A 15,630-nucleotide genomic window follows, 5' to 3' on the forward strand; every position below is an offset into this window, starting at 1 on the left:
TCCATGAGCAATAACAAACAATACCAGCCGGAAACCAATGCGGTCAGGATTCAGACAGCACGGACCAACGAAATGGAACACTCCACACCGATGTTCCTGACCTCTAGCTTCTGCTTTGACAATGCGGAGGAAATGAGGGCCACCTTTGCGGATGAAACGGATTTTAACATCTACAGCCGCTTTAGCAATCCTAACGTGGATGAGTTTGTACAGAAGATGTGCGCCCTCGAAGGCGCGGAAGCCGGTTACGCTACCGCTTCCGGCATGAGCGCCATTTTTGCCAGCTTCATGGCCCTGCTGAAAGCGGGCGACCATGTGCTGAGCGCCCGCTCTATCTTTGGCTCCACCCATACCGTTATTACCAGGTTCCTGCCCAAATGGGGGATAGAATGGTCTTATTTTGACCTGAACGATCCTGCCGGCATCGAAGCGATGATCAAACCCAACACCAAAATGATCTTCGTGGAAACGCCTTCCAATCCCGGGCTGGAAATCATCGATATTGCCTACCTCGCCGGTATCGCCAATAAGCACAATGTCATCCTCAACGTTGACAACTGCTTCGCCACGCCGGTGCTGCAACGGCCCATCGAAGCCGGCGCGCACATCGTTACCCATTCCGCCACCAAATGGATCGACGGACAGGGACGGGTGCTGGGAGGCGCTGTCCTGGGCAAAAAAGAACTGATCAAAGAAGTACATACTTTCTGCCGCAGCACCGGCCCGGCCATGTCGCCGTTCAACGCCTGGGTGCTGAGCAAAAGCCTGGAAACATTGCACGTGCGCATGGAACGCCATACCGCCAGCGCGCTGAAACTGGCGCAGGCCCTGGAAGGCAATCCGCACCTGAGCAGTGTGAAATACCCTTTCCTCGCCAGCCACCCGCAGCACGACATCGCCCGTAAACAAATGAGCGGTGGCGGCGGTATCGTATGCTTTGAACTGAAAGGAGGCCTCCAAAGCGGCGTACGTTTCCTCGACGCGCTGGAACTATTATCTCTCACGGCTAACCTGGGCGACAGCCGCAGCATTGCATCGCACCCGGCCAGCACCACCCACGCCAAACTGAGCGATGAAGAAAGGGCCAGCGTAGGCATCACGCCGGGCCTGATCCGCATCTCCGTGGGCCTGGAAAATGCCGGCGATCTCCTCGCGGATATCGAACAGGCACTGGCAAAAAGCGCATTGTAGTGATCTAAGTCAATAAAAAACAATGCCCGGGGCTTCAGCTCCGGGCATTGTTTTTTACAGGTGGTACTGCCTCAGGAACGTTTCTTTAACACGCCCAGCGCAAAAGCCGCGGCGGCGGCGGAAAATACGGAGAAGTCCAGCGGCGCTTTGATGCTTTTGGCGGTAGCCATGGCCAGCGCAAACAACAGCAATAAAATACCACTGCCCTGCGCCACCAGCCGGGTCCGGATATTGAACAACAGTAAAATACCGAAGATAAGTTCCAGTGCCGTAGCCACTGCCGCCGCTACAGATACCAGTGGCGCCGATAGCCAGGGCGTTAACGTGGCGGTGTACTCCACAAACTTGTCCCAGTTGCCCCACGCGGAATGTGCAGGACCCCATATGCCAAACCGGTCGGCCACGGCCGATAAAAAACCTGCACTAAGGGCTATACGTAGTAACCATTCCGTTATTTTCTCTTCTTTGAATTTCATGGCCAGATAAATGAGTGTTAGTGGAAACAAAGGTATCTGTCACAACATCATTTCTTCTTAAGACAGTTTAAGAAATAGAAGGCATGTGTTTTCCATTTAATATATTTTGTTATATTAGAATTATGAAATCCTTTTCCCATTTTCTGCTGATCCTTGTCCTGGCATACCTGGCCGGTACTGTGCTTCCCTGGTGGAGCGTAGCCCTGGTGGCTTTCGTTGTTACATTGGTATTGCCGCTGACGTCCGGTAAATCTTTCTTCAGCGCCTTTCTTTCCGTTTTTATATTATGGCTCGTACTGGCTTTTTATATGGATGTTCGTAACGATCACCTGTTGGCCAACCGTATGAGCGAAATGATCCTCAAAGTACGCAGCGCGCCGTTGCTGGGAGTGATCAGCGCCCTCATCGGCGGACTGGTGGCTGGTTTTGCAGCCAGCAGCGCGGCCTTTGTCCGCGCACCGAAAAAGATCGTGTCCTAGGTTATCATGTGCTGTTAAATTTGTGGTAAAACGGTAAGTACTTTCTTTGCGTACATACCTGGTAGTTATTTTTGAACTATGATGAAGTACTTACCGACCCTGTTTTTACTCCTGTTTACAACGTACTGTGAAGCCGCTATTGTCAAAGGTCTTGTGACCGACGACAAAAATAATCCATTACCCTTTGCTACCGTCCTCATAAAAGGCACTACCACCGGCACCACTACCAACGCCGCCGGGCAATATCAGCTGGAGGTTCCTTCCGGCCGGTACACGCTCGTATGCCAGTACATCGGTTATCGTAAGACTGAAAAGGTGATCCAGGTGGATGGTCCGCAGATCATCAATTTCACCCTGCTGCCGGTCAACCTGCAAATTAAAGAAGTGGTAGTGAAAGCAGGAGGGGAAGACCCCGCTTATGCCATCATCCGGCAGGCCATCAAAAAAAGAGTTTTCTACCAGCAACAGGTCCGGGAGTACACCTGTATGTCCTATATCAAGGGCACGATCAACATGACGGGTGCACCCAACAAGTTCCTGGGTAAAAAGATAGATAAAGAAGACATGGGGGTGGACAGCACCGGTAAAGGCATGGTGTTCCTGTCAGAATCTATTACGAAGATTTCTTTCCGTGCACCTGAAAAACTGAAGCTGGAAGTGATTTCCGACCGTAAGAGCGGAGGTGGTTTTGGCATGAGCTTCCCGGCTTTCATCAGCTTCTATGATAATAATGTGTCTGCGGTGATCACGCAGATGGGCCCCAGAGGTTATATCTCCCCGATAGCACAGAACGCATTGTCTTATTATAAATACCGCCTGGAAGGGGAGTTCCGGGAAGACGGCCACGTGGTCAATAAAATACGGGTGATCCCCAAAAGGAAGCAGGAACCCCTGTTTTCCGGCTATATCTTCATCACTGACGGGGACTGGCGTATTCATAGCACCGATCTGATACTCACCAGCGAATACCAGCTGGAACTGATGGATTCCCTGCGTATCCGGCAAACGCATGTGCCGGTGTCAGGGGAGGTGTGGCGCGTCAAAGACCAGGTGCTGCATATGTCTGTCGATAAATTCGGTTTTGGTATGGTGGGCAATTTTGTGAATGTATATTCCGACTACAACCTGCATCCCAACTTCCCGCCGAAGTATTTTGATAACACCTTCCTGAAATACGATTCCGCTTTTGATAAAAAAGAAGCGCCCTATTGGGACAGCATCCGGCCGGTGCCGCTGGAAGAAGCCGAGTCCCTCGACTATCACAAGAAAGACAGCACTGCCCGCGCCAACAGGCTGGCTGCGATGAAGGGAAACACCCTCGACTCGCTGCGTAAAAAGCAGAAGCCGGTAAAAGTGATGGACGTACTGTGGAACGGCGTGAATCGTAAAATGTATTTCCGCCGCGACAGCGCCATTGAATCTCACAGCTTCCACCTGAATGGACTGGCGAAATCCCTGAAGTATAATACAGTGGAGGGTTTGGTGCTGGCGCTGGAACCCCAGGTCAATGTCAACCTCGGAAAAGAACAACAACTGAAAATTTCTCCGTATGTGCGTTACGGTTTGAGCAATACTCACCTGAACGCCTATACGTTTTTAACGTATAGTTCAGAAAGCCGTATCCGTACCCGTTATGGGCGCAATGACTGGACATTGGGCGGCGGTAAACGGGTAAGCCAGTTTAATCAGGACAATCCGATCAACAACCTTGCGAACGAGTTTTATACGCTGTTGCTGAAAGAGAATTACATGAAGCTGTATGAAAACTGGTTTGCGCAGTTACGCTACAGCCGTACTTTCCAGACGAACGACCGGTTAACCGTCGGCGCCCGTTATGAGAGCCGCATACCGGTAGAGAACACCACTGATTTTGTGATCTTTAAAAGTGGCAAACAGTTTTCGCCCAATCATCCGGAAGACCTGGCGCAGATACCGTTTGAGCGGCACCAGGCGTTTATCGTGGACATGAGTTTCCGTTACCAGCCAGGGCAACAGTTTGTAGAGTTACCAGACCGTAAAATGCCGCTGGGTTCCAGGTACCCGACGTTTGAAGTGGCTTATAGCAAAGGAATTCCGAATGTAGGCAACAGCGTGGTGGATTTCGACAAGTGGAAGCTGTCAGTGTTTGATAATATGAACTTTAAATTGTTTGGAGAGTTCCGTTACCGTGTAACTGCCGGCGGTTTCCTAAACGACCGTAATGTGCAGCTCCCGGATTTCCAGCATTTCAACGGTAACCAGACTTTTTACAACACCAAATACCTGAACAGTTTCCAGCTGGCGCCTTATTACCGCTACAGTACCACGGCGCCGTTTTTCATAACGGCCAATGCAGAGCATCATTTTAATGGGCTGCTGACGAACAAAATACCGTTGCTCAACCGCTTGAAGTGGAATCTGGTAGCTGGTTCCAATGCGTTTTATGTAAATGATAAAAACAACTATGTGGAAGCGTTCCTCGGGTTGGAAAATATTCTGAAAGTAATCAGGGTAGATGTGGTGGCTGGCTATCAGAGCCAGGATGATACGCGCATAGGCGTGAGAGTGGGGCTGGGCGGAATATTCGGTAATTTAATTAAGCTGGATTAGCAGGGGCGTCGACAACATATTTGGTTATTTGGACCGGCTTTTATTGGGGAGAACAAATAACCTTATTCCAAATAACCAAATTTCCGATGTCTTCTTCATGGCTTATCTTTTTTTGCTTCTCATTTCCTTGCGTTCATCAAAGAAGTAAGCCAACAGTCTGTAGACCCAGATGCCAACGATAGCGTACAAAAAGTAAGTAAGGTAAATACTCATAACATAACATTTTCGGGTTAATCAATTTTTTGTCAGAACGATATTTTCAAAAAGGGTGCCAACTCGGGGTTCGTAACTTGGAAACAAAGATATATACAATAAATATCAAATAGTTATAAATCCATAAATAACTTTTTCACACTTTGTGAACATTTGACAGTAGTCATCTGTTGTAAAATTGATACTCAACGAGATACACTTTTTGTAGAATTTATCACACTGAAGTGGGATTTTAACCATTACTGACTGAAAACCGATATTATGAGAAAGATTGCCTGGGTAGCGCTGGGAGCAGGCATTTTCCTGGCTGCTGCCGCTTATATCACGGAAACCAATGACCTGCCGGGAGCAGTGGAGCTGCGAACGGGCGGCTTTGTTGGTTACATACTGATTATCAGTGCCATCGCCTGGTTTTTGCTGCGTCGCCTGTACGAGTGGGACAAAAAGGCGGAGGCGCCCCGGGCTTAAAGAATACAGAACGCCGGATAGATATCCGGCGTTTTCCGTTCTGTTATTTATAAGGATTATGAAAAAACCCTGGTTTAGACAAACGAGGGCAGCTTACTGCGAAAAACTTGATGTCATTGTCCGAGATAAGGCCGTATGCCGGTCATGATCGCTTCTCCGTTGATCCCCGCTTTGGAAAGAAAAGAATTTGCGCCCGCTTTAAAGGCAGCCTGCCGCTCTTCGTCCTGGAACCTGTTGGACACCACCACAATCGGAATATGCGGGTCCTGGCACCGTATCGCCGCAATCATCTCCAGCCCGGACATATGTGGCATCACCAGGTTGGTGAGCACGATGTCGGGATGTACCCTTTTAAGGTGCGCCAGGGCCGTCGGGGCATCTTCAAAAGTCTGTATGATGAAGCAGGTGGTTGTTATCTGCGGGATTATCCAATGCAGAAAAAAAGGATCGTCATCCACCCAGAGAATGTTATAGGGCTTACGCTGCCAGGTCACCATGGGATATTGATTTGGGTTAAGATACGCGCGGGAAACAAAAAGCGCGGAACTCTTACAGTGCTGCTCTAACCGCCAAGCCGAACACAGCAAAGAAGAGCCCGCGCACAGACGTCGCGGGCCTCACCTTCTATACCTGTGTTCTGGTGTTTGGCGGTTAGAACAGGTTAAAAAGCGATGCCTCGTAATATTTTTTTGGGGAGGCAAAGATAACCGAATATAATATTTTTTTTCAATTGACTTGATATATCAAGTCAATAATTTTATCCCTTTTTTCCAATTTGTGCGAATGAATGGTGTCCGCAACGAAGAACTGTCCAAAAGATTTGGCGAAAGATTCCGGGAACTACGCGAGGCAACAGGCCTCAGCACACGGGAATTTGCTGATACCGCCGGCATTGCCTATTCCCAGGTATGGACCATAGAGTCGGGGAAAGGCAATCCAACACTGAGTACCATGGAAGCCATCGCGAAAGCACTCGGTACCGACATTTCCAAACTCCTGAAAGATTTATAAATAGGATATTTCGCTCATGCGAGATGACTGCCTGCGATTTTTTTACTTTTACTGAGTGACTGCCTGGCCGTTTTCTGCTTCCTTCCGCCCGGTTTTCCGCCGGATTTGCCTATCTTTGCGCTGCCTGGGGAAAAAACAGGCTTCATTGACCTACTTTTAAGACGAATCGATCAACCACCTGGAAGGACCAGGGTATTGATTGAAATTTTGTTCACAAGGCAAGTGTCCGTAAAATTTCAAACAAATGGTATTACACAACAGAGTCTCCGCCGATGAGCTCAGAAAACGGCTGGAGCTGGAAACATTTAAGCGCGTTACTATTTCCTTTTACCAGTACGCGAAAATCGAAGACCCGCAGGCTTTCCGCGATCAACTCTACGAATCCCTCTTCAAACTGGACGTTTTCGGACGTATCTACGTAGCCCACGAAGGTATCAACGCACAGATCAGCGTGCCGGAGCATCATGTGGATGCTTTCCGCAGCACCCTCTATGCCATCGGGTTTCTGAACGGCATCCGCCTGAACGTGGCGGTGGATGATGACGGCAAATCTTTCTTTGTACTGAAGATCAAAGTGCGGGAAAAAATCGTGGCCGACGGCATCGACGATCCCACTTTCGATATGGCCAACCGCGGTAAGTACGTGGACGCCCAGGGGTTTAATGAGCTGACCAACGATCCGGAAACGGTGATCGTGGACATGCGCAACCACTACGAATACGAAGTCGGACATTTTGACGGCGCCATTGAAGTGCCTTCGGACACTTTCAGGGACCAGCTGCCCATGGCGGTAGACATGCTGAAAGATCAGAAAGACAAAAACATCATCATGTACTGCACCGGGGGAATCCGCTGTGAGAAGGCATCTGCCTACATGTTGCACCACGGGTTCAAAAATGTTTTTCATCTGGAAGGCGGCATAATCGAATACACCAACAAAGCCCGTCAGCAAAATCTCCCCATCAAGTTCAAAGGCAAAAACTTCGTGTTCGATGATCGTCTGGGAGAGAGGATAAGTGAGGATATTATTAGCCAGTGTCATCAATGTGGGGAACCCTGTGACACACATACGAACTGTTTAAATGACGGCTGTCACCTTTTGTTCATCCAGTGCGAAGCCTGCGCCCAAAAATACGATGGCTGCTGCAGCGACGCCTGCAAAGAAGTGCATGCGTTGCCGGAAGAAGAAAAAGCTGTCCTGCGCAAAGGAGTGGACAAAGGGCTTATGTTCAATAAATCCCGCAGGAAAAGAATAAAATAAAAAAAACCGCCCCGCGTGGTTTCCTCTCAGCAGGGCGGAGTAGATATAATTACAAAATCAGTGTGGGCCGGACCGTCGTCCGGCCTTTCCTTTTTCATAACCATTCTATCAACCTATATGCGAACTAAAAATTGATCTTCTCCCGGCGTCCGCCGGAAGGCGATATCATAAGTTTACATGTCAGCAGTTTTGCTTCGGTATGCCCGGTAAAATATAATCGGGAATACCAGTAATGTCAGCACCGTGGCAGTGATCAGGCCCCCAATCACAACAATCGCCAGCGGTTTCTGTGTTTCTGAACCAATACCGTGTGACAGCGCCGCGGGCACAAGGCCTATCGCTGCCATCAGCGCGGTCATAACCACCGGCCGGATACGGCTCTGCACTCCCAGTTTGATCGCATCATTCAGATGGAGTTTCGCCTGCAGGTTCTTATGAAATACCGAAATCAGGATCACCCCATTCTGTATACAGATACCAAACAGGGCAATGAAACCCACACCGGCTGAAATGCCGAAGTTCATACCTGTAACGTGCAAAGCGAGAATACCCCCTATTAGTGCGAAAGGAACATTCATTAAAACCAGCCCTGCATCCTTCACATTGCCCAGCATAATAAACAGCACGAGGAAAATAGCGACGAGGCTGATCGGCACTACCTGTCCCAATCGCTGCGTGGCGCGTACCTGGTTTTCGAACTCGCCGGTCCAGCCTACACTGTAGCCTTTGGGCAGTTTGATGGCCTTGTTCACTTTCTGCTGCGCTTCGCTGATGGTGGAACCGAGGTCACGGTCACGCACGGAAAACTTCACGCCAATGAAACGTTTGTTGAGATCGCGGTAAATAAACGCAGGGCCGGTGATGGTGGTGATCTCCGCAATTTCTTTCAGCGGCACTTTGTTGTTATTGATGGTAGGCACCATCAGGTTGGCCAGGTCTTCCTCGTTCTTGCGGTAGTTGGCGTCATAACGGATACGGATATCGAATTTTTTCTCGCCCTCATATAACTGCGTGGCCGTCTTACCGCCGATGGCCATTTCTATCACCGCCTGTGCGTCGCCGGTAGATACGCCATACTGGGCCATTTTGTTGTCGTCGAGGTTAATGCTCATCTCCGGCTGACCGATATTGCGGATCACGCCGAGGTCCTTGATACCCTGTACCGTTTTCAGCTGGGCGATCACTTTCTGCGACAAGGATTCCAGTTCGGCCAGATCGGAGCCGTATATTTTCACTCCGTTGGCGGCCTTAAAGCCGGCCACAGCTTCGGATACGTTGTCGCTGATAGGCTGGGAGAAGTTGAGGATAATACCGGGATATTTTTTCAGCCGGCCCTCCATCTGCGATATCAGTTCATCCTGCGTGATCTTGCGTTTCCATTCATCTTTAGGCTGAAGGTCCACCTGGTACTGTATAAAGTAAAATCCATTAGGGTCTGTGCCGTCATTGGAGCGGCCTACCTGTGACAATACCCGTTTCACTTCCGGAAAGCCGCCAAGGTCTTCCCGGATGCTGTGCGCCATGCGGGTGCTTTCGGTGAGCGACATGCTCATAGGCAGCTCGGTAGTTACCCAGAGCGAGCCTTCATTGAGCTGCGGCAGGAACTCTGTGCCCAGGAATTTGGCCGACAGGAAAGTCAACGCCATAAAAGCGAAGGCGCAGAGAAGGCTCAGGCGTTTGTTCCGGTAGGTCCAGTTAAAGCCGCTGGTCACGATGCGGTCGAAGAAGTTGACCACAAAATTGTTTTTCTCCTTTACATTTTTGTTGAGCAGGATAGAACAGAGTACCGGCACCAGTGTCAGGGTAAACAGCAGGGCGCCCATCAGCGCGAAGCCCAGCGTCCAGGCGAGGGGCGAGAACATTTTCCCTTCTACCTTCTGGAAGGAGAAGATGGGTATCAGCGAGATAATGATGATCAGTTTGGAGAAGAAGATGGCTTTGGCCAGGTCGCCGCCGGTTTGTTTGATCCATCCCAGTTTGGCCATCTTGTTGAACCGCTCCATGCCGTATTTATGCGCCTTGTGGTCCAGCATCACAAAGATGCCTTCCACCATCACTACGGCGCCGTCTATGATGATGCCGAAGTCGATAGCGCCCATGGACAGCAGGTTGGCGCTCATGCCTTTAATACGCAGGCACATGAAGGCAAACAGCAATGCCAGCGGGATGATGATAGACACGATCACCGTGGTGCGCCAGTCGGCCATGAAGATGAACACGATCACGGTCACAAAAATGATCCCTTCCGCGAGGTTATGCATCACGGTATGGGTACAGAAGGCCATCAGGTTGTCACGGTCGTAGAAAGTCTCCATTTTAATGTCGTCGGGCAGCACGGTTTCGTTGAGCTCTTTCAGTTTATCTTTCAGGCGGTGCAGCACTTCGGAAGGGTTTTCGCCTTTGCGCATCACCACAATGCCTTCCACGAGGTCGTCGGCTTTGTCGAGGCCTACCTGTCCTACGCGCGGGGCGGAAGACTCGTGTACGTTGGCCAGGTCTTTTACCAGCAGGGGCACGCCGTTGATGTTCTGTACGATGATATTTTCAATATCGGAGATGCTGTTGAGCAGACCGATGCCGCGTACCACGTAGGCCTGTCCGTTTTTCTCGATCACGTCGCCGCCTACGTTGACGTTACTTTTGGTAACGACCTGGTACAGTTCCAGCGGGGTGATGTCGTATTTGGCGAGGCGCACGGGGTCGGCGGAGATCTCGTAGATTTTTTCCTGTCCGCCGAAAGCCACTACGTCGGCTACGCCGGGCACGCTGCGGATCTGCCGGTCTATGACCCAGTTCTGCCAGGTGAGCAGGTCGCGGGAGTCGCGTTTGTCACTTTTGAGATAATAGCGGAAGATTTCCCCGGTAGGGCCGTAGGGCGGCTGTACTTCCGGTTCTGCGCCTTCGGGCAGGTTAATGCCTGCCAGCATATTATTAACCTGTTGTCGCGCAAAGAAATCTTCCACATCATCTTCAAAAATGATTTTTACAACGGAAAGCCCGAACATGGTGACAGAACGGACGCTGGTTTTGCGTTGTACGGCGTTCATCGATACTTCTATGGGCAGGGTCACAAAACGCTCCACTTCCTGGGCGCTGCGGCCATTCCATTTTGTAACGATAACGATCTGTGTATTGGTAACGTCGGGAAACGCTTCGATGGGCGTATGCAGGAAGGAAAACACGCCTGCTATGATCAGCACCACCACGCCGATAAAAACAAAGAGTTTGTTTTTAAGCGAAAAAGCGACAATATTTCTGATGAATTTATTCATAATTCCTCTTCTTTAGAATAGCCGGGCTGGTACTGCGTCTTAGTCTTTCAGCGCGTCGTAAATCAGCAGCTGGTTTTTGGAAATCACTTTTTCGTTGGCCTGCAGGCCGCTGTTCAGGTAGGTCTGATCGCCGGATGTTTTGGCCACTTCCACCTGCCGTACAGCGATGTTGAATTTGTCTTTAAATACCAGCACATAGTTCTTGCTGTTGTCAAAGATGATAGCGGCGGAGGGCACGGCGATTTTTTCTTCCTGGTCGGTGTATTTCACATACACGGTGGCAAACATTTCCGGCTTGAGCAACATGTTTTTGTTGTCTATCCGGATACGTACCTGCATGGTTTTGGTAGCGGGGTCGAGGAAGTTGTATATCTTGTCTATCTTGCCATGGAAGGGCTGATCGGGGTAACTCACGGTCACAATGTCTGCTTCATAGCCTTCCTTTATTTTCGCGATATCGGTTTCAAACACGTTGGCCATCACCCATACGTCGTCCAGCTCGGAGATGGTGAAGATATTGGCGCTGTTGTCTGTACGGATCTCCATGTTGTTATTGATGTTTTTTTCAATAATATAACCGGAGATGGGGGCGGTAACGAGATAGGTAGCGCCTTTACCTTTACGGTATATTTTAAAGAGATCGTTGAGGCGGTTGATCTCTGCATCGTTTTTTTGTACTTCGCCTCTCGCGTTCACCACATCTTTTTCGGTGCTCAGGCGGCTGTCATACAGGTCCTGTGCCACTTTCAGGTTTTTCTCGGCTACGCCGCGGTCGGAGCGGGCCTGTGCCAGCTGCTTTTCGTAGTCGGCGATTTCGGCGCTGTGTATCACGGCGAGCACCTGGCCTTTCTGTACATAGTCGCCCAGCTGCACTTTGATATCTTCCACATAGCCGCTCACCAGGGGATATACTTTCAGCACTTTTCCGCCGTTGGGGGCCACTTTACCGGAGAGCCGCACTTCGTTCATCACCGGTACCCGCTGTGCGGTATCGATGCGGATATTTTTTAACATGGTATCGCTGAGCACAAAGGTGCTTTTCTCGGAATCTTCTGCCTGCGTGTGTTTGCATCCACTCCAGATAACTGCTGCCAGCAGCGAAAAGCCAACGATTAATATAGGCTGTTTCATGCGCTTAGTTTTTAAATAATTCTTGTCCTGTGGCGTAATTAAGTTCTTCATATGCGTTTACCCGGTTGGATAAAAACTTGTTGATGTTTTTGGCGTTGTCGCTATAACTGTTGAAATAATCGATGAATTGCAGCAGGGAGATGTTGCCTTTGCTGAAGTTTTTGGCGACTTCGGAGATGAGGGTGTCAAACTCGTTCTGGAACTGGTGCAGGTCGAAGCTTTTGTAACGCTTTTCCAGTGTTACGATGCGCTGATAGGCGTTGAGCACTTCCGTCTGCGCTACGGATTGTTGTTGCTGCAGTTGCTGCTGACCGGCGCCGATCTGGAGCTGTGCTGCGCGGATATTGCCCTGGTTGCGGTTCCACAGCGGAAGATCGATACCGAGGGTGAGACCGACGAAGTTGTTAATGTAACTGCCTTTTTTATCATAGGTGGCGCCTACGTGGAGGTCCGGCACGGCCATGGCTTTCTGCAGGCGGTAGTTCAGTTCCGCTGTCTGGTATTGGGTAGCGGCGATGCGTACATCCGGGCGGTTTACTGCCACGCTGTCCATTAATGCTGACAATTCTATATGATCGAGCCGGTAGGCAGCCAGGTCTGCGGGTGCTACCACGGCTTCATAGAAATCCTGGCTGTGCAACAGCTGCTGAAGGTTTTTCTGGGCTTCCAGTTCTTCCTGTTTCAGGTCGGCATAATCGTTTTCGATGCCTACCTGCAAAGCCTGTAAACGTACCAGGTCGGAATGCGCCACACTGCCCTTTTTATCGGCAGTCACATAGGCGTCTACGATACGTTGCAGGTTTTCCAGCTGTTCTTTGAGCACTTTACCGGTTTGGCGCCGATAGTACAAGGTGTAGAAATTCTCGCGCAGTTGCAGGCGGAGCGTGCGTACCAGTTCGTCGAAGGTGGCCTCGTTCATTTTGGTGGCGGTAGCCGCCAGTTGTACATTTTTATTGCGTTTGCCGGCCAGCTGTATCAGCTGATCGATGGTGTACTGTGTTTCCCCTTCTGCGCCCACTTTAAAAGGCTGGAACTTGTCGGTGCTGCCGAAGCCGAGCACCGTGCTGAAGGAGGGATTATTCCACATTTTAGCCTGACGCACCAGTGCTTTGGAGGCGTCGATCTGATAACGTTGTGCTAACAGTACATAGTTTCTCACCAGGAAGGAGTCTTCAACGGCTTGCAAAGTAACCGTCCGGGTGGGAGTCTGGGCTGCTACAGGTCGGAAAAAGCCCAGGCTGGCAACGCATACTGATAATATCAGTCTCGTCTTGGTTCGCATAATGCCAATTTTCATGACACAAAGCTCTTCAAGTGATATTAAAGGCGGCTTTAAGATGTATTAAAAACACATTAAAATGAAAGGAGATTAAAACGGTATTAGAAAAGGGGAACGGTTATAAGTGGGGGAGCAGCACGGTAAAGGTGGTGCCTTCTTCCACTGTGGAGGTAACGGTAATATGACCATTGTGTATCTGCACGATCTTTTTGCAGATAGATAACCCGAGGCCGTGGCCACGGGTTTGGTGGGCGTTTTCACCACGGTAAAAAGGTTCGAATACTTTATTGATTTCGCCGGAGGGGATTACTGGTCCCTGGTTTTTGATTTGCACCGTGATGTATTGGGTGAAGAAATCGATCGACATATGGGCGCTGCTGTCGGGGGAGAACTTGCAGGCGTTGTCCACCAGGTTCAGGAAAAGTACTTTCAGCAGGCTTTCGTTACCGAAACAGGTGACCAGCAGCTCGTTTTCCGGTACTTTGACAAACTGGATGTCCACCTTACCGGGTGTCTTTTGTTTCAGCCGGATCAGGTTGGCCATGTCCATCAGCAGCTCGTCGATACGTATATTGTTGAACACAAACTGTTCCTGGTTCAGTTCTGACTGTGCCAGCTGCAGCAGTCCGTTCGACAGGTCCGACAGGTTTTCGGCATCTTCCAGCACAGATATCAGGAGCGTCTGGTATTCTTCTTTGGTGCGTTCCTTGGAAAGGGAGACCTGCAATTGGCTGATGATGGCTGCCAGCGGGGTGCGCAGCTCATGGGAGGCGTTGCTGACGAAGCTCTTCTGGAGATCGAACGAATTGCCGAGACGTTGCAGCATAGTGTTGAAATTGGCGCCCAGCATGGCAATTTCATCTTTGCCTTTTACGGCTACCTGTGTGTCCAGCATGTTGCTGGCGTTGATTTTATCTACCTGCTGCACCAGTTTGTCGATGGGCTGCATCATTTTACGGGCGAAGAAATACCCTACGCCCACCAGTATCGCCACTGCGGTGATCAGCTCTATCAGCAGGATCTGGCGGAGGTTCTGCAGGTTCTGGAAACCATATTTATCGAAAGAAGATACGATAACGATCACGGACACATCTCCTTCTGTATAGTAAACGCCTACCTGTTCACCGCTGTTTTTGATGTTGCTGTACAGTTTATTTTGTTTGATGTAATCCAGCAGGCTGCGGTGTGTGCGGATGGTGGTGTCTTTGAGGTTGCTGTAAAGCAGGTCGTATTCAGGGTTGTAGACAAGAATGGTTTCTTTGTAGAGGTCCTGGAAAGTAGTACGGTCCAGTTTCCGCAGCAGGTCTACTTTTACATGACCGTCTTCGATGATCACGTTGGCGATGGATCGGGCGCGGTATTCCAGTCTTTCCAGGTATTCGGCGCGCCTGGATTTGGAGGAGAAATAGTAGGCCAGCGCGGCAAAGGCTATCAGCATCAGGGAGGCCGACAGGGTGTAATACAGTGCTATTTTATATTTGATCTTCATGCAGGATTACTCTTCCGAGAGGTAATATCCCATGCCGGTTTTGGTATGGAGCAGTTTCTGCTCAAAGTCTTTATCGATTTTTTTGCGGAGGAAGTTCATATATACTTCGATGACGTTGGTGCCGGTATCGAAGTCGATGTCCCATACTTTTTCAGCGATGGTGAGTTTGGAGATCACTTTGCCTTTGTGTAGCGCCAGGAAGTCGAGCAGCTGGTATTCTTTGGCGGTGAGGGCTATTTTTTTACCGCCGCGGGTGACTTCTTTCTTTTCCCGGTCTATTTCCAGGTCGGCGATGGTGATTTTGTACTGTGTGCTGTGGGGCGCTTCGGAGCCGGCCCGCTTGAGGAATACGCGGATACGCGCCAGCAGTTCCCTGAAGTCAAAGGGTTTTACCAGGTAATCGTCTGCGCCCAGTTCAAAAGCCTGCATTTTGTCTTCCACGCCGCCCAGTGCGGTGAGCATGATCACGGGCACGCGGTTGTTTTTGCGGCGGATCACTTCGCACAGTTCGTAGCCGTTGTGATGGGGGAGATTGAGGTCGAGAATAACAAGGTCGTAGTTGTTGCTGGCAGCCAGGCTTTTGCCCATGCGGCCATCGTAGGCCACGTCTACTTCGAAGCCGTTTTCTTCCAGACCTTTTTTAACGGCGTTGGCTACTTTGACTTCATCTTCTACCACCAGTATTTTCTGCATATGAAACTTTTTAAAATTACGAATTACGAATTACGAATTACGAATGGAGGGCTTCCTGGTTGAGCGGTTATTTAATGA

13 protein-coding genes are annotated in these 15,630 nt (G+C 50.0%); 6 read left to right on the plus strand and 7 right to left on the minus strand.

Annotated features, from left to right (window positions below; genetic code table 11):
- The first annotated feature begins 3 nt into the window (after positions 1-3).
- Positions 4-1,191, plus strand: a complete 1,188-nt coding sequence (locus tag B5D63_RS32310; protein ID WP_078673020.1) for an O-succinylhomoserine sulfhydrylase — start codon at positions 4-6, stop codon at positions 1,189-1,191.
- Between the two features lie 71 nt (positions 1,192-1,262).
- Here B5D63_RS32310 and B5D63_RS32315 read toward each other — a convergent pair whose 3' ends face one another.
- A complete protein-coding gene (locus tag B5D63_RS32315; protein ID WP_078673021.1) occupies positions 1,263-1,667 on the minus strand; it encodes a hypothetical protein in 405 nt (134 codons plus the stop codon).
- Positions 1,668-1,789: 122 nt separating this feature from the next.
- On the opposite strand from B5D63_RS32315, the gene B5D63_RS32320 reads away from it, so the two are divergent.
- The 3 genes from B5D63_RS32320 to B5D63_RS32330 all read left to right on the plus strand — a co-directional run bounded on the left by B5D63_RS32320 (position 1,790) and on the right by B5D63_RS32330 (position 5,416).
- A complete protein-coding gene (locus B5D63_RS32320; protein ID WP_078673022.1) occupies positions 1,790-2,146 on the plus strand; it encodes a hypothetical protein in 357 nt (118 codons plus the stop codon).
- Between the two features lie 78 nt (positions 2,147-2,224).
- Positions 2,225-4,735: a DUF5686 and carboxypeptidase regulatory-like domain-containing protein gene (locus B5D63_RS32325; protein ID WP_078673023.1), complete on the plus strand. Its 2,511-nt coding sequence runs from the start codon at positions 2,225-2,227 to the stop codon at positions 4,733-4,735.
- A 474-nt stretch (positions 4,736-5,209) separates the two neighbouring features.
- Positions 5,210-5,416, plus strand: coding sequence for a hypothetical protein (locus B5D63_RS32330; protein WP_078673024.1), 207 nt, complete (start codon positions 5,210-5,212; stop codon positions 5,414-5,416).
- A 113-nt stretch (positions 5,417-5,529) separates the two neighbouring features.
- Here B5D63_RS32330 and B5D63_RS32335 read toward each other — a convergent pair whose 3' ends face one another.
- Positions 5,530-5,913: a response regulator gene (locus tag B5D63_RS32335; RefSeq protein WP_078673025.1), complete on the minus strand. Its 384-nt coding sequence runs from the start codon at positions 5,911-5,913 to the stop codon at positions 5,530-5,532.
- A 286-nt stretch (positions 5,914-6,199) separates the two neighbouring features.
- Between B5D63_RS32335 and B5D63_RS32340 the strand changes: the two genes are divergently transcribed.
- Positions 6,200-6,427 (plus strand): helix-turn-helix domain-containing protein, encoded by a 228-nt coding sequence (locus B5D63_RS32340; RefSeq protein WP_078673026.1) that lies wholly within the window; start codon positions 6,200-6,202, stop codon positions 6,425-6,427.
- A 244-nt stretch (positions 6,428-6,671) separates the two neighbouring features.
- Positions 6,672-7,688, plus strand: coding sequence for an oxygen-dependent tRNA uridine(34) hydroxylase TrhO (trhO, locus tag B5D63_RS32345; protein WP_078673027.1), 1,017 nt, complete (start codon positions 6,672-6,674; stop codon positions 7,686-7,688).
- Positions 7,689-7,861: 173 nt separating this feature from the next.
- On the opposite strand, the gene B5D63_RS32350 is transcribed toward trhO, so the two are convergent.
- The 5 genes from B5D63_RS32350 to B5D63_RS32370 form a co-directional block, all read right to left on the minus strand.
- Positions 7,862-10,960, minus strand: coding sequence for an efflux RND transporter permease subunit (locus tag B5D63_RS32350; RefSeq protein ID WP_078673028.1), 3,099 nt, complete (start codon positions 10,958-10,960; stop codon positions 7,862-7,864).
- Between the two features lie 39 nt (positions 10,961-10,999).
- Positions 11,000-12,091 carry an efflux RND transporter periplasmic adaptor subunit gene (locus B5D63_RS32355; RefSeq protein WP_078673029.1) on the minus strand — a complete coding sequence of 364 codons (1,092 nt, stop codon included), beginning with the start codon at positions 12,089-12,091 and terminating at the stop codon, positions 11,000-11,002.
- Between the two features lie 4 nt (positions 12,092-12,095).
- Complete coding sequence (locus tag B5D63_RS32360) at positions 12,096-13,373, minus strand: TolC family protein (protein WP_159456250.1); 1,278 nt, start codon at positions 13,371-13,373, stop codon at positions 12,096-12,098.
- A 115-nt stretch (positions 13,374-13,488) separates the two neighbouring features.
- Positions 13,489-14,859 (minus strand): sensor histidine kinase, encoded by a 1,371-nt coding sequence (locus B5D63_RS32365; protein WP_078673031.1) that lies wholly within the window; start codon positions 14,857-14,859, stop codon positions 13,489-13,491.
- 6 nt (positions 14,860-14,865) lie between these two features.
- The gene (locus B5D63_RS32370; RefSeq protein ID WP_078673032.1) at positions 14,866-15,552 is read right to left on the minus strand and encodes a response regulator transcription factor; all 687 of its coding nucleotides are present in this window, start codon (positions 15,550-15,552) and stop codon (positions 14,866-14,868) included.
- Positions 15,553-15,630 lie beyond the last annotated feature (78 nt).

This window comes from Chitinophaga eiseniae (genome assembly GCF_900167135.1).
Lineage (GTDB): Bacteria > Bacteroidota > Bacteroidia > Chitinophagales > Chitinophagaceae > Chitinophaga > Chitinophaga eiseniae.